Genomic DNA, 19,701 nt, shown 5'->3' on the forward strand with positions numbered 1-19,701 from the left:
CGGAGGTCAGATGCCGGTCTGCACGCCTGCCGACCCGGCGCGCCTTGCCGGCGCTGCGCATGCGACGGCGGCCGCGAGCAGCACGATCGCCGAGGCCGCTGCCATCACCACGGGATTGGACGGCGTCACGTCGAAGAGCAGGCTCGACATCGCGTGCCCCAGCGCGAGGGATGCGGCGAGCCCCGCCGCGATGCCGATCGCCACCGGCGTCAGGCCTTCTTCGAACACCAGCCGCCGGATGTCGGCGGCCGTCGCGCCGAGCGCGACCCGGATCCCCATCTCGCGGCTGCGGCGCGAGACCGAGTAGGTGACGACCCCGTAGACGCCCAACGCGGCGAGCACGGCCGCGGCGCCGCCGAACGCCGTCATCAGCCACAACTGGAAGCGGCGATCGGCGACGGCTTCGCCGACGACCTCGTCCATCGCCTCGGCACGCGGAATCGCCACGACGGGGTCGATCGCGAGCACGGTGCGGCGGACACTGGCCGCGAGGGCCGCGGGACGCACGGTCGTGCGAACGATCAGCGTAGCCGTCGTCGTCCATGGCGCGCGCAGCCAGGACGGGAGGTATGCGAAGAGCACGTCGTTCCGCGTCAGATCGACGGCGCGGCTGTCGGCGGCGACACCGATGACTTCGGAAAGGGCGCCGAAATATCCCGACGTCCGTACGATCCGGCCGATCGGGTCCTGGCCTGGCCAGAGCGTCTCGGCCGCTCGCGCCGACAGAATCACCACCTGCCGGCCGCGGTCGGTCTCACGGAAGGTGCGGCCGCGCAGCAGCGGCGTGCCGATCGTCGAAAAGTAGTCCGCACTCACGAAGCGATAGTTGGCCAGTGGGCGCGCCGGCGCCGACCGCACGTCGTTCGGGTAGGAGAGCAGGTTCACCACCGACTCGCCGCGCAGCGGCAGGCGGCTGGTGACCGCCGCCATCGAGACACCCGGCAGCGCCTTCGCGCCGGCAATCGCGGCGTCCAGGAAGCGCACCTGCCGGCCCGCGTCCGCATAGTTCGACGGGGGCAGCGCGACGTCGACCGCGAGTACGCCGTCCACGTCGAAGCCGCGGTCCACGTGCAGGAGACGGAAGAAGCTGGCGACCAGCAGTCCGGTGGCGACGAGCAGGGCGACGCCGATCGCCGCCTGCGCGGCCACGAGCACACGCCGCGTCCGGCCGCCGCGCCGTCCCTCGGTCGTCGTATAGCTGCCCGCTTTCAGGGTGTCGCCGGGATCGACCGCCGCCATCCGGAACGCCGGCAGCGCTCCAAAGAGCAGCCCGGCGCCGATCGTCGTCAGCAGCGAAAAGGCAAGGACGCGGGCGTCGAACGCCGGCGGGGTCAGGAGCGGCAGCGCCGGGGGAGCCGCGGCGGCGATCGCGCGCGTCAGCGCGACGGCGACGGCCGACGCGAGCGCGCCCCCCACACACGCGAGCAGCAGACTCTCGACCAGCGATTCCAGAATCAGCGTGCCCCGTCCGGCGCCGAGCGCCGTGCGAATCGCCGCATCGCGGCGCCGGCCGGCGTGCCGGGCGAGCAGCAGGTTCGCCAGGTTCACGCATACGATCAGCAGGAGCGCCGCGGTGGCCGAGAGCAGCACCAGCAGTGGTCCGCGAGCATTCCTGACCACCAGCGCCTGCAGCGGCAGAATGACCGTCCGCTTCAGCGCGTCCCCGCCGGTCTGCTTCGAAATGGCGGGCTCGAGTGCGTCGAGCTCGGCGCGAAGGACATCCGGCCGAACGCCCGGGCGGAGCCGGGCGATGACGCCATAGTCGAGATCGCCCGGCGACCCGAGTTCGTCTGCCGAAAACGCCGTCGGGCGAAACACCTCGATCGTGCGCGGAAGGCCGACGAGATCGCCGAGTTGCTGCGGGCCCGGGATTGGGGCGGCCACGGGCAGCACGCCGATGACCGTGACGGGTACGCCGCCGAACGTAAGGCTGCGCCCGATGATCGACGGATCGCCGCCGAACTTGCGCTGCCACAGCGCGTGGCCGATCACCGCGACGCCGTCAGCCCCGTGGCGATCTTCAGCCGCAGAAAACAGACGCCCTGCCGCCGGGACGATGCCGAGGAGCTCGAAGAAGCCAGCCGACACGCGGGCGGCGTCGAGTTGCTCCGACTCGCCGCTTCCGGTGAGCGTGGTCGTCGTCGATCGGATCGCCGCGACGGCTTCGCATGAGCCGCACTGCCGGCGCCAGGCGTCGACGTGTGCGGCATTGACCGGGAAGGAGGGGTAGCGATCCTGAAAATCCGGATGGTAGAGCCGCAGCGCCGTCAGCCGCTCGGCGGCCGGATAGGGCAGCGGCCTCAGGAGGACGGCGTCGACGAGAGTGAAGAGGGCGGTGTTGGCGCCGATGCCGAGCGCCAGGACCGCGAGCGCGATGGTCGTGACGGCCCGATCGCGCCAGAGTCGCCGGATGGCGATCGCGAGATGTCGCATGACTCTTGGACGGGACCAGAAGCCTAGCGGTTGTCGTACGCGTGGCCAGGACGTCCGAGACAGGCTGCGTCATCGTGCCGGCGCACTTGCGAACGCCTCCGCGACGCTCAGCATGAGGCGATACATTGGTTCGTGCCCTATCGGATCGACGTCCGCGCCTCTCCCGGCGCGCTCGACGCGCTCATCGATTTCGGCGCCCTCGACGTCGAAGGGGCGGACGGCGCCTTGACCGCGTTGATGCCTGATCACGTGACAGCCGCCGCGATCGCGCGCGCGCTCGGCCTGCGCGATCTGTCGGTGACGCCGGCGATCGGCCGCGACAACGACTCGGTGTGGACGCTGAAGCCGCGGCCTGTGCAGATTGGGCGAATCCGGATCGTCCCCGCGGATACCCACCTCGAGCCTGGCGCGGTGCGCCTGCTCGACACGTCGGCGTTCGGAACCGGGCTGCACCCGACGACGGCGCTGTGCCTCGAGGCGCTCGACGAGGATGCTGGCGCCGAGCCGCCGGCCAGCCTGCTCGACGTGGGGACCGGCTCCGGCATTCTCACGCTCGCCGCACTGAGGCTGGGGGTGCCGCAGGTGGTCGCGGTCGACATCGATGCCGAAGCCGTGCGCGTAGCGCGCAGGAACGCGGCCTTGAACGGCGTCGCGGCGCGTGTCACGCTCCTCTGCGGCGGTCCGGAGGCGGTCGCCGGCATGTTCCCGTTCGTGATCGCCAACGTGCTGGCCGCGCCACTCATCGAAATGGCGCCGACGCTCGTCCGGCGCGTCGGGCGTGGCGGCCGCCTCGTCCTCTCAGGAATTCCGGAGTCGACGAGGGACGAGGTCGCGCATGCCTACCAGCATCTCGGGATGCGCCGGATACGAGACATGGCTCGCGCCGGATGGACCGCAATCGTGCTGGCGGCGTCGTGGTGATCGCAGAAGGCGCGAGCGCCGCGCTATTCGACGACCTTGGTCACGAAATACGTGACGTTGGCTCCCGCCGTCAGCTTCATCTGGTGCGGCGTCTTCGCCGGAATGTGCAGCACGTCGCCCGGGCCGAGCTGCACCGTGGTGCCGCCGGTGATCCCGCTGCCGCGGATCTCTCCCGGCGCGGTCGTCTTGCCGTCCACCACGGTGCCGCCGTAGGTCATCGTCACCTGGCCCGAGGAAATGAACATGATGTCGGCCTGTTTCTCGTGCCATTCCGCGAGGCCCGATCCCTCGCGGTGGGCGACCATGAACGATCGATTCCCGACGGTGCCCAGCATCTCGGTGGCCACCTTGGTGGCATCGACCTTCTGCGCGAGCGCGCGCCCCTTCTCCTGGATGTCAGTCGCCTTCCACACCTGCGTGCCGGCCGCCGCGCCCCCCTGCATCAGGAACGCCCCGACAACCGCCGTCGTCAATACGTGTCTCAGCATGAACGACAGCCTAGGTTAGGATGCGCACGTGAATCAAATCGATCTGCGCGGTCGGCGGGCCGTCGTCACCGGAGGAGCGGAAGGATTCGGGCGCGCCGTGGCGGAGCGCTTCCTCCGATCGGGCGCCAGTGTCTCGCTGTGGGACGTCAACCGCGACCTGGCGACGCGGACCGCCGGGGAATTGTCGGCGCTCGGTCCGGTCCACGTGGCGGTCGCGGACATCGCGGAGCCGGCGCAGGTCGAGGCGGCTGCGGCGGCGACGTTGGCCGAATGGTCGGGTATCGACATCCTGATCGCCAACGCCGGACTGACGGGTCCGAACGCGGCCACGTGGGAGTACCCGATCGACGACTGGCGGCGCGTCGTCGACGTCAACCTGGCCGGTACGTTCCTGTGCTGCCGCGCAGTCGTTCCGGTGATGCTGCGGCAGGACTACGGGCGGATCGTGACGATCTCGTCGGTCGCCGGCAAGGACGGCAACCCAAACGCCTCCGCCTACAGTGCGGCCAAGGCGGGGATCATCGCGCTCACCAAGTCGCTCGGCAAGGAACTGGCCGGCCGCAACATTGCGGTGAACTGCGTCACGCCGGCCGCGGCGCGGACGCGCATCTTCGAGCAGATGAGCGACGCGCACGTCCAATACATGCTCTCGAAGATACCGCGCGGCCGGTTCCTCGAGGTCCAGGAGCTGGCGTCGCTCGTCGCGTGGCTCTCATCGGAAGAGAACTCGTTCTCGACCGGTGCGGTGTGGGATCTGAGCGGCGGGCGATCGACGTACTGAGGCGTCAAGATCGCTGGCGCCGGCAGGGGCGCTCGGGTGAGAATCGTGCGCCGAATGCAGAAACGCTGGCGGGTTGCGATCCTCGTGGGGGCGGCGATTGCGATCAGCTATCTGGATCGGCAGTCGCTGCCGGTCGCTGTCAAGGCGATCCAGCAGGAGATCCCGATCAGCAACACGCAGTTCGGCGATCTGACGTCGCTCTTCCTGCTGGCCTATGGCCTGATGTACGCGGGCGGCGGCGCGCTCGTGGACCGCGTCGGCACGCGCCGCGGCTTCCTGGCCGTCATGATCTTCTGGTCGCTCGCCTGCGCCAGCCACGCGCTGGCGCTGAGCGTCGGCATGCTGGCGGCCAGCCGTTTCCTGCTCGGTCTCGGCGAAGGCGGCGGTTTCCCCGCGGCGACGAAAGCGATTGCCGAGTGGTTTCCCGTCGACGAACGCGCGACTGCCATGGGCCTCGTCAACGCCGGGACCGCGGTCGGGGCCGTGGCGGCGCCGCCGGCCATCGCGGCGATTCTCGTGTACGGCAGCTGGCGGTGGGTGTTCGTCGCGTGCGGCGCGGCGGGCCTGGCGTGGGCGGCGTGGTGGTGGCGCGCTTACGAGGCGCCGGTCGCCGGCGCGGCGCCGGCGCGGGTGACGCCGGGCCCCGACGTGCACGAGCCGGCCGATCGATCCTGGTCCGCGCTGCTGCGCCACCGCGAAGTCTGGGGACTCGTGACGGCGAAGTTCCTGACCGACGCCGCCTGGTTCTTCTATATCGCCTGGCTCCCGAAGTACCTCTACGACGCGCGGCACTTCGACGTGAAGGAGGTGGGCGCGTATGCGTGGGTTCCATACGCGGCATCGGGGGTCGGCAGTCTGCTCGGCGGCTGGCTGTCGAGCGCGCTCATCCGGCGCGGACGCTCAATCGATTTTTCACGAAAGCTGGCGCTCGCTGTGAGCGCGGCCGTCATGCCGGCGATCGTGTTCGTGGCGCACGTGCCGGTGGGGTGGGCGCTCGGGATTTTCAGCCTGGCGTTCTTCGGCCAGCAGTCGTGGTCAACGCTCGTGATGATCGTCCCCACCGATCTCTTCGAGCGGCAGGCCGTGGCGTCGGTGGCCGGGCTCGTCGGATTCGGCGGGGCGATGGGTGGACTGCTGATGAATCTCGCCGCCGGACGCCTGCTCGACGCCGGCTTCAGCTACGGCGAGGTCTTCGCGGTCGTCGGCACGCTGCACGTGATCGCGTTCGGCGTCCTCGTCGCGGCGATCCCGCGCATCCGGAGGCTCGCCTAGCCTGCGGGCCCCGAGATGATGAGTTTAATATTCGTTAAAGATCCGCTGCACGTCGGCGACGCTGCGCGGCTGCATGAGCGCCAGCCGCAGCAGCACGCGCGCATCCTGCGGCGACTTGTCGATCGAGGCGACGAATCCCAGCTTGTCGTCGTCGAGCTCGACGTTGCGGCTGACGCGCCCGGTGATGACCCGCGAGGCGCGCACGCAGACGATGCCCTTGGCCGCCTGCGCGGCCAGCGCCTTGACCGCCGCCTCGGTGAGGTTGCCGTTGCCGACGCCGGCGATGACGATCCCTTTCGCGCCGGCGGCCGCCGCCGCGGCGATCAGCGCCCCGTCCATGTTCTCGTGCGCCATGATGATGTCGACGCGCGGCAGCGAGGTCACGCCGGCCACTGAAAACTCCGAACCGTCGGTGTGCCGGCCGATCGGACCGCGGTAGAACTCCGGCTGGCCATAGGCGACCGTGCCGATGAGGCCCGTCTGCGGCGACAGGAACGTCTGGACCGCGGTGGTGCTGGTCTTGGTCAGCGATCCGGCGCCGTGAATCCAGTCGTTGACGACGACGAGGACGCCACGGTCAGCCGCCTCCTTGCTGGCCGCGATGGCCACCGCGTTGAAAAAGTTGAGGGGACCGTCGGCCGACAGCGCCGTCGCCGGGCGCATCGCCGCGGTCAGGACGACCGGCTTCTTCGTCTTGACGACCAGGTTGAGGAAGAACGCCGTCTCCTCGATGGTGTCGGTGCCGTGGGTGATCACGATGCCGTCGACGTCAGGCATCGCGGCGAGCGCGTTGACGCGGTTGGCGAGTTTGAGCCAGACCTCGTCGTTCATGTCCTGGGACCCGATATTCGAGATCTGCTCGCCGCGCAGGTTCGCGAGCTTCTTCGCTTCGGGCACGGCGGCGATCACCTGATCGACGCCGAGCTGCCCCGAGGTGTAGCCGGCCTGGACGTTGGAGCCCGCCGCGCCCGCGATGGTGCCGCCGGTGGCCAGGACGACGACGGTGCGTTGTGACTGCGCGCCGAGCGGCGGGTCTGCCGCGCCGCCGGCTGCGGCGATGGCGATCGGGAGAGCAAACAGCCGCAGGAAATGACGTCTCAACATACGGACCTCTTCATGTGTCTGTCAGCGAACGGTCAGAAAGAGCCACGGGGTCGCGACGAGCGCGTACCAGGCGAAGCTGACGGCAGTCGTCAGGGCGCCGAGGCGGTAGAGATCGCTTTGGGATAAATAACCGCTGCCGGCGAACAGCAGGTTGGCGCTCGACGCCTGCGGCGCGAGCACGGAGAAGTAGTTGGTCGCGAAGAGCAGGTGGAAGGCGAGCACCGTGGGGTTGACGCCGAGCCGCTCGCCGACCCCGAGAAATACGCCGAACAGCGCCAGCAGATGTGCCGTCTGGCTGACGAACAGGTAGTGCAGCAGGACGTAGCCGGCGACGAGGACGAGACCCGCGGTGGGTGCGGCCAGTCCTTCGAGCGCGTGCGAGAGCTGGCCGCCGACGAACGCCATGAACCCGAGCTGATCGAGCTGCCGGCTCAGCGTGAAGAGGACGGCGAACCAGATGAACGTCGCCAGCACGTCCCCCTGTTTGGCGATGTCGTCCAGCGTCAGCGCACCGGTCGCCAGCAGCAGCCCCAGGCCGAGAAAGGCAATCGCGGTCGAATCGAGGCCGAGCGTGGCCGCGAAACCCCACAGGATCACCATGCCGGCGAACACGGCGAGGACGATCCACTCGCCGCTCGTCAGCGGGCCGAGTTCGGCCAGCGCCCGCCGCGCCGCCGCCGGCGCCTCCGGCGTCGACCCGACTTCCGGCCGCATGACGCGGTAGAGGAGCAGCGGCAGCAGCGCCATCGCGCCGAGCGTCGGCAGCGACGCCGCAAGCAGCCAGCGGCCGAACCCGATCTCGACCCCTGAGTGCCGCGCGATCTCGGCGCCGAGCGGGTTGGCCGCCATCGCGGTGAGCCAGAGCGCCGACGACAGGCTCAGGCTGGCGACGCCGGAGAACATCAGGAAGGCGCCGAGCCGGCGCCGTTCCGGCCGATCCGGCTTCGCGCCGGCGGCATCGGCGAGCGAGAACGCCAGCGGATAGAGGACGCCGGAGCGCGCGGTGTTGCTCGGAAACGCCGGCGCGATGACGGCGTCGAGCAGGAAGATCGAATACGAGAGGCCGAGCGTCGATCGCCCGAACCAGCGGACGACCCAGAACCCGGCCCGCGCACTGAGGCCGCATTTCACGACGGCGCCGGCGACCAGGAACGCGACGACGATGAGCAGGATGGTACCGTTGCCGAACCCTTCATACGCCTGGCCCGGCGTCAACAATCCGGAGAGGACCGCGGCCGCCAGCGACAGTACCGAGGCGGTGAGGATCGGCAGTGCCCCGGCGACCACCGAGAAGATCGCGCCGGCGAAGAGCGCAAACAGCCGCCACGCCTGGACCGTCAGCGGCGCCGGCGGTGGACTCCACCAGATGGCGGCGATCAGGATCAGCGTCGCCGCGCGCGCGCCGATCGCCCGGCCTCCGCCTGACACCTATTTTCGCCCCTGCCCGGTCATCGCCGTCGGATCCAGCACCTGGGCGATCTGCGCCTCGGTCAGGAGGCCTTTCTCCCGCACCAGGTCGATGATGCCGCGGCCGGTGGCCATGGCCTCGGCGGCGAGTTCGGTCGAACGCTCGTAGCCGATCACCGGGTTGAGCGCCGTGACGACACCGATGCTGTACTCGACGTAGTGACGGCAGACGTCGGCGTTGGCCGTGATGCCCGCGACGCAATGCTCGCGCAGCGTCCGCGCTGCATTGATGAACAGCGTCTGCGCCTCGAAAATGCAGGCGGCGATGACCGGCTCGAACACGTTGAGCTGCAGTTGCCCGCCTTCCGCGGCCAGCGAGACGGTGAGGTCGCTGCCGATCACGCGGAAGCAGACCATGTTGACGACTTCGGGGATGACCGGGTTCACCTTGCCTGGCATGATCGAGGACCCCGGCTGCTTGGCCGGCAAATTGATCTCGCGCAAACCGCAGCGCGGTCCTGACGAGAGCAGGCGCAGGTCGTTGCAGATCTTCGACAGCTTGATCGCCAGGCTCTTCATGCACGACGAATAGAGCACGAACGCCTGAGTGTCCTGGGTGGCCTCGATCAGGTTGTCGGCGAGATGGATCGGCAGGCCGGTGATGTCGGCCAGGTGCGTCGTGCAGCGCTCCGCGTAGCCGGCCGGGGCGTTGAGTCCCGTGCCGATCGCCGTCGCCCCCATGTTCACTTCGCAGAGCACCTGCTGCATCGACTGCAGGGGCTGCACCTCGCCGGCGAGCGTCGCCGCGAACGCCTCGAACTCCTGACCGAGAGTCATCGGCACCGCGTCCTGCAGCTGCGTGCGCCCCATCTTCAGCACGCCGTCGAACTCGCGCCCCTTGGCCCGGAACGACGCGATCAGCTCGTGCACCGCGGCCATCAGCTCGATGTTGCCGAGCGCCATCCCCACGTGCAGCGCCGAGGGGTAGGCATCGTTCGTCGACTGCGAGCCGTTCACGTGATCGTGCGGATCGCAGAAGCGGTACTCCCCTTTGGCGTGTCCCATCAGTTCGAGCGCGCGGTTGGCGATCACCTCGTTGGCATTCATGTTGGTCGACGTGCCGGCGCCACCCTGGAACATGTCCAGGCCGAACTGGTCGTGCAGCCGCCCGTCGAGCAGCTCGCCGCAGGCCCCTTCGATGCCGGTGAGGATGGCGCGCGGGAACTGGCCGCAGTCGACGTTGGCCCGCGCCGCCGCGAGCTTTACCATCGCCAGCCCTTTGATCAGGTTCGGATAGTGCGAGAGCGGCACGCCCGAGATGTGGAAGTTCTCGAGCGCGCGCGATGTCTGAACGCCGTAGTAGGCCTCGGCCGGCACGGCCTTCTCGCCGAGGAGGTCATGTTCGATGCGCGTGGTCGTCGCCATGACGGCGGGCGGTGCAACGGCGGTTCCAGATGTCGGGTCGATCTTTCGGTGAAATGCACCTGACAGCTCCTGCCGTCCCTCCGGCCTGACAGGCGAACTCCGGCCGGCCGGAGGCGCCCGGCGGGACCGGATGCCCGCCACTTTCCCCAAGTGACCGCGCCGCCGCGATTTCCACGATGCTCGGAGCGCTGCGCGAGCCGGCACAGCCCGTGCTCGGCGCTCGAATCCTGTGGCCGCGCATCTGATCTCCGTCCTCCACGAGATTCCGGCGCTCTCACTGTTTCTCAGCATCGTGCTGGGGACGCTCCTCGGCCGCATCCACGTCAAAGGGGTCGGCTTTGGCGCGGTCGTCGGTACGTTGATCGCCGGCATGGCGATCGGCATTGCCGCGCACCCGCAGCTGCCCGAGATCCTGCGCTGGTCGTTCTTCTATCTGTTCCTGTTCTCGATCGGCTACTCGGTGGGCCCGCAGTTCTTCGGCAGCCTGAAGAAGGAGGCGCTGCCGCAGATCATCCTGGCATCGACGGTGGCGCTGAGCGGCCTCGCCGCGGTCGTCGGCGTCGCGGCCGCGTTCAACCTCGACGAAGGGCTGGCCGTCGGCGTCTTCTCGGGCGGCATGACCCAGTCGGCGGCGCTCGGCACCGGCCTCAGCGCGATCGCCGAGCTGCCGATTCCCGACGCCGCGAAAGCGGAGCTCGCCGCCAACGCCCCGCTCGGCGACGCCATCACCTATGGCTTCGGCGATCTCGGGCTGATCCTGTTCCTGACGTGGCTCGGCCCGATGATCATGCGCGCCGATCTGAAGCGTGAAGCCAAGGCCATGGAGGCCGCGCTCGCCGGCGCCGGCCCGGCGAATTCGATGCCTCCATGGGTGCATTACGGCCTTCGCGCCTATCGCGTCGAGAACGCGGAACTGGTTGGCGCGACGGCCGCCGCCCTGGAGCGGCGCTTCGTTGGGGCGCGGCTCTCGCTCCATCGCGTACTTCGGCTCGGCGACGACCTGCCGCTCGAGCCCACGCTGACGCTGGCGCGCGGCGACGCGATCGTCGTGTCGGGCCGCCGCGCCGCGTTCCTCGCCGCGGATCGCGACATCGGCCCCGAGATCGACGACCCCGCGGTGCTGTCGGTGCCGATGGCGACGGCATCGGTGGTCGTCACCAAGGCCGCGATCGCCGGGCAGACGCTCGGCGACCTCGGAGAGGACCCGATCGCCCGTGCGGTCTATCTGGAGTCGCTGGAGCGCGGCGGTGTGACGTTGCCGCGCGAGACGTGGACGCGGATCGAGCGCGGCGACGTCCTGCACATCTCCGGCGCCCCTGCCGCGATCGACCGGGTGGCCTGCCACGTCGGCTTCGTTGAACGCGATGCGGCGAAAAGCGACCTGACCTTTCTCGCGGCCGGTATCTGCGCCGGCATCCTGTTCGGCCTGCTGAAGGTGACCGTCGGCGGGATGACACTTGGTCTCGGCACGGCCGGATCGATTCTCGTCATCGGTCTCGTCGGCGGCTGGGCGCGCAGCCGCTATCCGGTGTTCGGCGCGCTCCCCGACGCGGCGCAGCGGCTGCTGATGGACATCGGGTTGATCGTGTTCATCGCCGTGGTCGGGCTGCACGCGGGCCCGCATGCGGTCGAGGCGTACCACACGAGCGGCGGCGCGTTCTTCGCCAGGATTCTCGCCGCCGGGATGATCGTGACCACGGTGCCGCTGGTGGTCGGGACGATCGTCGCGCGTTCCGTGTTGAAATTGAGTCCGCTGATGGTGCTCGGTGGTCTGGCGGGCGCGCAGACCTGCACGCCGGGCCTGACGGCGCTCCGCGACGCCAGCGGCAGCAACGTCGGTTCGCTCGCCTATACGGTCCCCTACGCCATAGGAAACATCCTGTTGACGATATGGGGCCCGCTGATCGTCGCAATCGTGCACGCGATGCGCAGCTGACCGCGGCGGGCGCGCCATCGCGCAGGACGCTGTCGCCGTGCGCAATCGCGGCGCGGCGCAGCATCATGCGAGTGAAGGCATGGTTGTCGTCGCGGCCGACACGTTAACACCCGCCGCGGACGGCAGATGAAAACGAGCGGAAGAGCGTGCAGGAAGCCGAGGACGGGGAAGAACAGACCCGACCGCGATCCGGATGACCTGCGGCACAGCACAGGGTCTACTTAGCGCTGCTGCCTTCCGGCCCTGACGCGGTTCGTAGGCTGAACTTGCACAGGGTCCGGACCGCGGTCCGGTCTGTTCATTCCCCCAGTTTACAACACCGCCGCGCGGTAGTATTCGGCCGTGCTGACTCGCGCCGTCCTCGTCGTTGCCGCCGTCGTCTGTCTCTCCGGCCCCCGCGGTGCGCAGCCTGCGCCGGGCACCTTTGCCGGCGACCTCGCCTTTTTGAAGCAGCACACGAACGTGATCGTCCTCCGCGACAGCGCCGGCGCGCAGGTCGTGATCGCGCCGCAATACCAGGGCCGCGTGATGACCAGCACGGCCGACGGCACGTCCTCGTTCGGCTGGATCGGCCGCGATGCCGTCGCGAGCGGCGCGCGGCAGCCGCACATGAACGTGTTCGGCGGCGAGGACCGCTTCTGGCTGGGCCCGGAAGGTGGGCAATACGCGCTCTACTTCAAGCCCGGCGATCCTTTCGATCTCGCTCACTGGCAGACGCCGGAACCGTTCGACTGGGGAGCCTGGACCGCCGGCCCTTCATATGCGACGGCGGCGACGTTCACGAAGCACATGGAGCTCGTCAACCACGCCGGCACGCCGTTCTCGCTCGACGTCGAGCGTTCGGTTCGCCTCCTCGGCGTCCGCGACGTGGTGTCGGAGCTGCACGTCAACCCGCGGGGTGTGCACCTGGTCGGCTTCGAGTCGGTCAACCGGGTCACCAACCGCGGGGACCGCGCCTGGGATCCGGCGCGCGGCCTGATCTCGATCTGGATCCTCGGGCAGTTCACCCCAGCGCCTTCGACGACGATCGCGATTCCGTTCGCGCCGGGACCGGAGTCGTCGCTCGGCCCGATCGTCAACGACGCGTATTTCGGCAAGGTTCCCGTCAAACGGCTGCAGATCAAGGACGCCGTGATCCGTTTTCGCGGCGACGGCCAGTACCGCAGCAAGATCGGGTTGTCGCCGCAGCGCGTCACCGGCGTGGCTGGAAGCTACGACGCGGCCGCACATGTACTCACGATCCTGCAGTTCACGCGGCTGCCGGTCGGCGCGCGCGACTACGTCAACTCGATGTGGGAAATCCAGAAGCAGCCGTACCGGGGCGACGCGCTCAACAGCTACAACGACGGACCGCTCGCGCCAGGCAAGCCCGGGCTGGGTCCCTTCTACGAGATCGAAAGCTCGTCACCAGCCCTGGCGCTCCAGCCGGGTGAGCGTGGAGCGCACGTCCACCGCACGTTCCATTTCCAGGGCACCGAGGCGGAGCTCGATCCGATCGCGCGCGCCGTGCTCAAGGTCGGTCTCGCGGATCTGAGCGCAACGTTCGGGAAGTAGCGGGGCCAAGGGCGGCTCGACTCGTTCAGAACGACGCCCCGGCTCGGTCAGCCGACGAATGTCGTGAAGTTGCCGCGGAACAGCCGATCGACATCGCGCTGGATGTGATCGCGCGTGACCACGCCGCCGTCCTGGGCCAGCGCCCGATAGGCGTCCGCCAGGATCGGCGCGAGCGTGCGCCGTGTGTTGCGCCATTTGTAGATCAGCTGTTCGAGAATGCGCGCGTCGGAATGCTGGGGGATGAAGCTGGTGCCGAGCATCTCAATCCGCTCGCGCGTGATCTCGTCGACGATCGACGGGTTGTTGAGGAACCACCAGCAGCCGAACGGCAGCAGGTTGCTGAACTTGCGCGCGTAGACGCACAGTTCGTGCTGGTTCTCCCGGCTGAGGACGCTGACCAGGAAGCGGTTGTCGGGGAAGCCGCCGCACAGGGCCCCGAGGGCGCCGAGGTCGGCGCGTCCAGAGGCGTCGCCGGCGGATCGCAGCGCCGGGTTGACCTGACGCCGGACGCCGATCATCAGCGAGAGCGGCAGGCCCAGCTCGCGGCAGACCGGCAGCACCGCGTCGCGCAGCAGTTCCGTCCTCGCGTCTTCGACTGGGAACGCGAACGAGTCGGGCAGCGACACGGCCATGTAGGCGGGCTGGATACGGCGCGACCAGGCTTCCAGGAGCCGCCGCGCGTCCTTCGCCGTCCAGCCCGGCTCGTTCAGCACGCGATCGAGCCTGAGCGCGGCGCGGAACCCGGCGTCCGGCAGGGTGCCCGACTCCCACAGCGGCGCCTCGTCGGGGTCAAGGGGATCGTTGGTCATCACCACCGAATCGACGCCCGCGAGCTCGAACACGCGCCGGATGTGCGGCGCGAGGTCCTGTCCGCGAAAGAACGTACGGAACGGCTCGAGCGAGCGCTCGGTGGCATCGAGCCCGAAGCCGTGGAGCACTGCGACGACGCCGCGCGCCGCTTCCGAGAGCGGCGTGTGGTCGACGAACAGCGTCTTCCAGATGAGATCGGCGCGCTCGGCTGGGGCCAGGCTCCAGTAGGCGGCGGGGCGCACCGGCGCGGAGCGGAAGAGCTCGGCTTCCAGGTAGTGATACGTGAGCAGCTCGTCGATGCCCCACAGCAGCAGCTTCCCGAACGACGCCGGGAACAGGTGGGTGTGGATGTCGACGAAAGGCGTCGCGCGCAGCACGGCTTCGACCGCGGCGGGAATCTCGGCGGACGGGAGGGTCGTATTCGGCACGGCGCCATAGTACACTTGAGCGTTCGACCGTCCTTCCCTCGACATGGCCTTTCAAGTGCTCGCCCGAAAGTGGCGTCCGCAGCGGTTCGATGACGTCATCGGACAGCGCGGTGTCACGCAGACGCTGCGCAACGCGATTGGCGCCAATCGCATCGCCCAGTCGTTCGTCTTCTCGGGCCCGCGCGGTGTCGGCAAGACGACGACCGCGCGGATCCTGGCGCGGGCGCTGAACTGCGTCACGGGTCCGACCGCGGATCCGTGCGGCCGGTGCGACGCCTGCGTCGAGATCGCGCAGGGACGCAATATCGACGTCCTCGAAATCGACGCCGCCACCAACACCCAGGTCGACAAGGTTCGCGAGGTGATCATCGCCGGCCTCGGCATGGCGCCGGTCCGCGACCGCTACAAGATCTTCATCATCGACGAGGTGCACCGCCTGTCGAACCAGGCCTTCGACGCGCTGCTCAAGTCGATCGAGGAGCCGCCGCCGCACGTGGTCTTCATGATGGCGACCACCGAGATCGACAAGGTGCCGCCGACCATCCAGTCGCGCTCGCAGGTGTTCGAGCTGAAGACCATCGGCCTCAAGCAGATTGCCGAACAGCTGCGCCGCATCGCCGCGGCCGAGACGATTCAGATCGACGAGGACGCGCTGATGCTGGTGGCGCGCGCCGGCGACGGCAGCATGCGCGACGCGCAGAGCGCGTTCGACCAGGTCATCGGCTTCGCCGGCACGACGATCACCGCCGACGACGTGTCAGCCGTGCTCGGCTTGGTCCGCCGCGACCTGCTGATCGAGATCGCCTCGGCGGTGGCCGCCGAGGAGGCGCCGGCGCTCTTCGATCTGGCCGGGCGGGCCGTCGAATCCGGCTACGACCTGCGGCTGGTCGTGCGCGAACTGGCGCGCCTGACGCGCGACCTGCTTGTGCTCTCGATCGACGCCTCGCGCGTGTCCGATCCGGAGATCGCCGCCGACGCGGAGCGGCAGGCGCTCCTCGATCTGTCGCGCCGTTTTTCCGGGGAAGACCTGATGCGCGCCTTCGACGTCCTGACGAAGGCGGAATACGACATCCGCGGCTCGATGCAGCCGCGCTATCACCTCGAGATGGCGCTCCTGCGCTGGGTCCACCTGCGCAAGCTGACGCCGCTCGCCGATCTGATCAAACAGATGGAGGGGGCGTCCCGCGCGGGCAGCGGCGCCGCGCCGGTCCGCCCGGCTGCCCCGCTGCCCTCCGCACGGCCGGCGCCGTCGAGCCTGGTCGCCCAGACGATTCGCGCGGTCGAACAGCGCCGGACCCCCTCGTCCCAGGTCCCGGAAGCGGCGACCCGGCCGCCGGCTGCCGCCGCCGACCCGGCGAAGCTGAAAGAGGCGTTCCTCGACGAGGTGCGCAAGCAGAAGAAGTTCTTCCACGGCACGGTCGTCGCGCAGGCGCAACGGATCGAGCTCGGGCCGGAGGCGATCACGTTCTATTTCGCGCCGCAGCACAAGGCGCTGCGGCTGCAGCTCGAGCAGACACGGCCGCTGCTCGAATCGATCGCCAGCGACCTGGCAGGGCGCAAAATGACAGTCGGGTCGGCAGATGGGGCGTCCGGCAACGGCGCGCCCACCGACGCCGCGCCTGTCGCGAACCACGGCGGAGCCGCCGCTGGCCCCGACCGGACGCAGGAACTCAAGGATCGCGCGATGGCCGACAGCGGCGTGCAGGCGATGCTCGACGTCTTCGCCGCTGAGATCAAGGAAATCGAAGAGATGTAGCGCGGAGCGCGAGACACATGAACATACAGAACATGATGAAGCAGGCGCAGCAGATGCAGGCGCGCATGCAGAAGCAGATGGAAGAGATGCGCGTCGAGGCGACCGCCGGCGGCGGCATGGTCACGGTCGTCATGAACGGCGCCAAGCAGGTCCAGTCGATCAAGATCGACCCCGAGGCGGTCTCGAAGGAAGACGTCGAGATGCTGCAGGACCTGATCCTCGCCGCGCTCCACGACGCGCACAAGAAAGTGGAGGAGGGCCTGCAGCAGGCCATGGGTGGGATGATGGGCGGGATGAAGATTCCCGGCATGTTCTAGCGCGAATGTCCCGGCCCGATCCCCTGAAAAAGCTGATCGAGCAGCTGCAGCGGCTGCCCGGTATCGGCGCCAAGAGCGCGCAGCGCCTCGCCTTCCACGTCCTCAAGACGCCGCGTGAAGAGGTCGAGCGCCTCGCGGACGCGATGCGCGAGGTCAAGGACCGCGTCACCTACTGCTCGGTGTGCTCCAACATCACCGACGTCGATCCCTGCTACTTCTGCACCTACGAGGGACGCGACGGACGCATCATCTGCGTCGTCGAGGAGCCCGAGAACGTGAGCGCGGTCGAAAAGACGCGCGAGTTCCGCGGCCTCTATCACGTGCTGATGGGTGCGCTGTCGCCGCTGCAGGGAATCGGACCCGACGACCTGAAGATCAAGGAGCTGCTGACGCGGGTCGGCGGCGGCAGGGTCGAGGAAGTGATTCTCGCCACCAACCCCAACGTCGAGGGAGAGGCGACCGCGATCTATCTCGCCAGGCTGCTCAAGCCGCTCGGCGTCCGCGTCACTCGCATCGCGATGGGCGTGCCGGTCGGCAGCGACCTCGAATACGCCGACGAGTTCACCATGCACAAGGCGATGGAAGGCCGACGCGAGGTCTGACCACCAGCAAGGCCCACGACGACCTGACGATCGTCGGGACCGTTCATGGCTTCGGGACGGCCTTGCTGACCGGCGGCAGGGACTGCAGGTACATCCAGAGCGCCCGTCGCTCGACGTCCTTCATACTCTTCCCGTAGCTGCTCATCAACGACATCGGCGCCCGCAGCGCCGTGCCGTCCGGCCGCTGGCTGTTGGCCAGCGCGTTGCCGAACTGATCGTAGGTCCACCCCTTGAGCCCGGTCGCATCGGGCGTCAGGTTGCGAGCCGGAGGCCAGCTCGGGTCGCCTCCGGCGATCGGGCCACCGCTGAAATCGGGTCCATGGCATCCCATGCAGACCGACGCGAGGTGCTTGCCGAACTCCGCTGACACCGCCTCCTCGGGCGGGCGCACCGGGTGCGGCGCCGTGTGGCTCTGGATCGACGCCGCCGACAGCGGCATCTTGCCGGTCGCGACCAGGATCTTGCCGAGCGGACCCAGCGTGGATTTCGGCACGGTGTTGTCGACGGGAGGCAGCGAACGGATGTAGGAAATGATGTCGGAGAGTTCCTGATCCGACATGTGCTGGAAGTCCTCCGACGGCATGACCGCCCCACGGCCGTCTCTCAACACGGCATGCCGGACGATCCGGTCCCAGTCCCGCGGCGCGAAGTCCGCCGTACGGCTTCCTGTGCCGAGCGTCAGGTTCGGGGCGAGCAGGCTGCCGAGCGGGAATGCGTCGACCATGACACCGCCGCCGAAGTTCGGGCCGTGGCAGGCGGGGCACGTGTAGCGCGCCGACACGAGGTGCTGACCCCGCTCGACGGCGCGCTTTTGCGCCAGTTGCCGGGCGGCATCCTCGCTCAGTCCCATCGCCGAGACTTCAGCTGCGTCGATGGGGAAGGGAATCGGGAAGTCCACCCGGTGGGTCTCGAACGTCTGCGCGAGCAGCCGGCTCGTAGTGATGCTGGCCCAGATATAGACGCCAGCCGCCGCCACGACGAGCAGCGCCAGGAGCACACCGACGATCTTCAGCAGTTTCTTGATCATGGGAACGGCGGGATTATACGTGCGATATCGGCCCAGCGGGATAAGATCGCCTCCGCCGGCACACTGATCTCCCAGGCCATGACCGCCACACCCGTCCACACGAAGCGCGACGTGATCGCGTCGCTCGGACAGCCGAAGGTCGCGGTGATGCTGACGCTCGGCTTCGCCTCGGGGCTTCCCTTCCTGCTGACCGGCAACACGCTCGGCTATTGGTTGCGCGACGAGGGGACGACCCTTCAGGCCATCGGATTCCTGTCGTGGGTCGGACTGGCCTACTCGCTCAAGTTCCTGTGGGCGCCGATCGTCGATCGCGTCGACGCGCCGATCTTCGCACCGGCGGGACGGCGCCGGAGCTGGATGCTGCTGACGCAGACGCTGGTGGCGGCCGGCCTGCTCGCCATGGCCGCCTCGGGCCCGAAGCACGGGCTCACGGTCGTCGGCGTGCTCGCGCTGATTGTCGCCTTCGCATCGTCGACGCAGGACATCGTCGTCGACGCCTGGCGGATCGAGGCGGCGCGCGATTCCGACGAGCTCGGGCTGCTGTCGGCGGCGTACCAGCTCGGCTACCGCGCGGCGCTGCTCGCGAGCGAGGCGCTGATCCTGATCTCGGCGAACCATCTCGGATGGCCGGTGTCCTACGCGCTGATGGCGGCGCTGATGGGAATCGGCATGGGCGCGAGCATCGCGGCCGTCGAGCCGGCGCGGGTCGAGCAGCCGGCAGGCGCCGGCACCGCAGGACTGACGAGCATCCGCGGGTTCGTCGACGCGGTCACCGGTCCGTTCACCGAGTTCTTCCGGGTTCACGGCGCGGTCGCGCTGCTGATGCTCGCGATGATCAGTCTCTACCGGCTGCCGGAGTTCCTGATGGGGCCGATGGCGAATCCGTATTACCACGACCTGGGACTGTCGAAGGACACCGTTGGCGCCGTTCGCGCATCGGTCGGCTTGGTGGGATCGCTGCTGGGGATTGCGGCCGGGGGTCTCAGCGCGGTGCGGCTTGGGTATTTTCGAACGCTGATCATCGGGCTGTTCCTGCAGAGCACCGTGATCGCCGCGTTCGCGGTGCTCGCCTCGACCGGCCCGAACGTGCGGGTGTTCGCGACCGTGATGATCTGCGACAACTTCGGCGCGGCGTTCGCCGGGGTCGCGCTCGTCACCTACATGTCGAGCCTGACCAGCGTCGGCTACACGGCGACCCAGTACGCGCTCCTCAGCTCCGCGTATACCTACGTCGGCAAGTTCACGAAGGGGTTCTCCGGCGTGATGGTCGAATCGCTGGCCAGCGGACGCACGCTGCTCCAGGGTTACGCTCTCTTCTTCATCGGGGCCGGCCTGCTGGGCATCCCGGCGATCCTCCTCGCGGTGGCGCTGGCGCGCACCGAGCGCCGCGCCGGGCGCGCGTGAGACGCGCGATTCCCACCTGCCCTGACGCCGCTGGCA

The 19,701-nt window shown here is 68.8% G+C and carries 16 protein-coding genes and 1 other RNA gene; 9 read left to right on the forward strand and 8 right to left on the reverse strand.

The genetic code is table 11. The features are described 5' to 3' along the window. Positions 1–6 precede the first annotated feature (6 nt). Positions 7–2,433, reverse strand: coding sequence for an ADOP family duplicated permease (locus VGI12_05975; protein HEY2432203.1), 2,427 nt, complete (start codon positions 2,431–2,433; stop codon positions 7–9). Positions 2,434–2,565: 132 nt separating this feature from the next. On the opposite strand from VGI12_05975, the gene VGI12_05980 reads away from it, so the two are divergent. Beyond that, the gene (locus tag VGI12_05980; protein ID HEY2432204.1) at positions 2,566–3,354 is read left to right on the forward strand and encodes a 50S ribosomal protein L11 methyltransferase; all 789 of its coding nucleotides are present in this window, start codon (positions 2,566–2,568) and stop codon (positions 3,352–3,354) included. A gap of 23 nt (positions 3,355–3,377) precedes the next feature. On the opposite strand, the gene VGI12_05985 is transcribed toward VGI12_05980, so the two are convergent. Next, positions 3,378–3,842 (reverse strand): hypothetical protein, encoded by a 465-nt coding sequence (locus VGI12_05985; GenBank protein ID HEY2432205.1) that lies wholly within the window; start codon positions 3,840–3,842, stop codon positions 3,378–3,380. A 28-nt stretch (positions 3,843–3,870) separates the two neighbouring features. On the opposite strand from VGI12_05985, the gene VGI12_05990 reads away from it, so the two are divergent. Both VGI12_05990 and VGI12_05995 read left to right on the forward strand, forming a co-directional pair. Beyond that, positions 3,871–4,623, forward strand: a complete 753-nt coding sequence (locus VGI12_05990) for an SDR family NAD(P)-dependent oxidoreductase (protein HEY2432206.1) — start codon at positions 3,871–3,873, stop codon at positions 4,621–4,623. A 54-nt stretch (positions 4,624–4,677) separates the two neighbouring features. Beyond that, complete coding sequence (locus tag VGI12_05995; GenBank protein HEY2432207.1) at positions 4,678–5,895, forward strand: MFS transporter; 1,218 nt, start codon at positions 4,678–4,680, stop codon at positions 5,893–5,895. Between the two features lie 24 nt (positions 5,896–5,919). On the opposite strand, the gene VGI12_06000 is transcribed toward VGI12_05995, so the two are convergent. From VGI12_06000 to VGI12_06010, 3 genes are read right to left on the reverse strand one after another with little or no spacing between them, the layout of a single operon-like run. Next, the gene (locus VGI12_06000) at positions 5,920–6,999 is read right to left on the reverse strand and encodes a type II asparaginase (protein ID HEY2432208.1); all 1,080 of its coding nucleotides are present in this window, start codon (positions 6,997–6,999) and stop codon (positions 5,920–5,922) included. A gap of 21 nt (positions 7,000–7,020) precedes the next feature. Then, positions 7,021–8,427 (reverse strand): DASS family sodium-coupled anion symporter, encoded by a 1,407-nt coding sequence (locus VGI12_06005; GenBank protein ID HEY2432209.1) that lies wholly within the window; start codon positions 8,425–8,427, stop codon positions 7,021–7,023. Further along, a complete protein-coding gene (locus VGI12_06010) occupies positions 8,428–9,831 on the reverse strand; it encodes an aspartate ammonia-lyase (protein ID HEY2432210.1) in 1,404 nt (467 codons plus the stop codon). 229 nt (positions 9,832–10,060) lie between these two features. Between VGI12_06010 and VGI12_06015 the strand changes: the two genes are divergently transcribed. After that, entirely contained in the window at positions 10,061–11,767 is a 1,707-nt protein-coding gene (locus VGI12_06015; GenBank protein ID HEY2432211.1) for a hypothetical protein, read from the forward strand. A 183-nt stretch (positions 11,768–11,950) separates the two neighbouring features. On the opposite strand, the gene ffs is transcribed toward VGI12_06015, so the two are convergent. Then, positions 11,951–12,051: signal recognition particle sRNA small type (gene ffs, locus VGI12_06020), an RNA gene on the reverse strand. A gap of 58 nt (positions 12,052–12,109) precedes the next feature. On the opposite strand from ffs, the gene VGI12_06025 reads away from it, so the two are divergent. Continuing rightward, positions 12,110–13,321: a DUF6786 family protein gene (locus VGI12_06025; GenBank protein ID HEY2432212.1), complete on the forward strand. Its 1,212-nt coding sequence runs from the start codon at positions 12,110–12,112 to the stop codon at positions 13,319–13,321. Between the two features lie 47 nt (positions 13,322–13,368). Here VGI12_06025 and VGI12_06030 read toward each other — a convergent pair whose 3' ends face one another. Then, entirely contained in the window at positions 13,369–14,559 is a 1,191-nt protein-coding gene (locus tag VGI12_06030; protein HEY2432213.1) for a hypothetical protein, read from the reverse strand. 43 nt (positions 14,560–14,602) lie between these two features. Between VGI12_06030 and dnaX the strand changes: the two genes are divergently transcribed. From dnaX to recR, 3 genes are read left to right on the forward strand one after another with little or no spacing between them, the layout of a single operon-like run. Further along, positions 14,603–16,315 (forward strand): DNA polymerase III subunit gamma/tau, encoded by a 1,713-nt coding sequence (gene dnaX / locus VGI12_06035; GenBank protein HEY2432214.1) that lies wholly within the window; start codon positions 14,603–14,605, stop codon positions 16,313–16,315. A gap of 17 nt (positions 16,316–16,332) precedes the next feature. After that, positions 16,333–16,632, forward strand: coding sequence for a YbaB/EbfC family nucleoid-associated protein (locus VGI12_06040; protein ID HEY2432215.1), 300 nt, complete (start codon positions 16,333–16,335; stop codon positions 16,630–16,632). A 5-nt stretch (positions 16,633–16,637) separates the two neighbouring features. Further along, the gene (gene recR, locus VGI12_06045; protein HEY2432216.1) at positions 16,638–17,234 is read left to right on the forward strand and encodes a recombination mediator RecR; all 597 of its coding nucleotides are present in this window, start codon (positions 16,638–16,640) and stop codon (positions 17,232–17,234) included. A 43-nt stretch (positions 17,235–17,277) separates the two neighbouring features. Here recR and VGI12_06050 read toward each other — a convergent pair whose 3' ends face one another. After that, positions 17,278–18,261: a c-type cytochrome gene (locus VGI12_06050; protein ID HEY2432217.1), complete on the reverse strand. Its 984-nt coding sequence runs from the start codon at positions 18,259–18,261 to the stop codon at positions 17,278–17,280. 78 nt (positions 18,262–18,339) lie between these two features. Here VGI12_06050 and VGI12_06055 point away from each other — a divergent pair, with 78 nt between their 5' ends. Then, positions 18,340–19,665: an MFS transporter gene (locus VGI12_06055; protein ID HEY2432218.1), complete on the forward strand. Its 1,326-nt coding sequence runs from the start codon at positions 18,340–18,342 to the stop codon at positions 19,663–19,665. The last annotated feature ends 36 nt before the right edge of the window (positions 19,666–19,701 follow it).

The sequence above is a fragment of the Vicinamibacterales bacterium genome, from assembly GCA_036496585.1.
GTDB lineage: Bacteria > Acidobacteriota > Vicinamibacteria > Vicinamibacterales > 2-12-FULL-66-21 > JAICSD01.

Excerpts from the sequence above, each read along its gene's own strand:
- recR (HEY2432216.1), top strand. The coding sequence starts at position 16,638 with ATGTCCCGGCCCGATCCCCTGAAAAAGCTGATCGAGCAGCTGCAGCGG.
- VGI12_06000 (HEY2432208.1), bottom strand. The coding sequence starts at position 6,999 with ATGTTGAGACGTCATTTCCTGCGGCTGTTTGCTCTCCCGATCGCCATC.
- VGI12_05975 (HEY2432203.1), bottom strand. The coding sequence starts at position 2,433 with ATGCGACATCTCGCGATCGCCATCCGGCGACTCTGGCGCGATCGGGCC.
- dnaX (HEY2432214.1), top strand. The coding sequence starts at position 14,603 with ATGGCCTTTCAAGTGCTCGCCCGAAAGTGGCGTCCGCAGCGGTTCGAT.
- VGI12_06055 (HEY2432218.1), top strand. The coding sequence starts at position 18,340 with ATGACCGCCACACCCGTCCACACGAAGCGCGACGTGATCGCGTCGCTC.
- VGI12_06010 (HEY2432210.1), bottom strand. The coding sequence starts at position 9,831 with ATGGCGACGACCACGCGCATCGAACATGACCTCCTCGGCGAGAAGGCC.
- VGI12_05995 (HEY2432207.1), top strand. The coding sequence starts at position 4,678 with ATGCAGAAACGCTGGCGGGTTGCGATCCTCGTGGGGGCGGCGATTGCG.
- VGI12_05985 (HEY2432205.1), bottom strand. The coding sequence starts at position 3,842 with ATGCTGAGACACGTATTGACGACGGCGGTTGTCGGGGCGTTCCTGATG.
- VGI12_06040 (HEY2432215.1), top strand. The coding sequence starts at position 16,333 with ATGAACATACAGAACATGATGAAGCAGGCGCAGCAGATGCAGGCGCGC.
- VGI12_06050 (HEY2432217.1), bottom strand. The coding sequence starts at position 18,261 with ATGATCAAGAAACTGCTGAAGATCGTCGGTGTGCTCCTGGCGCTGCTC.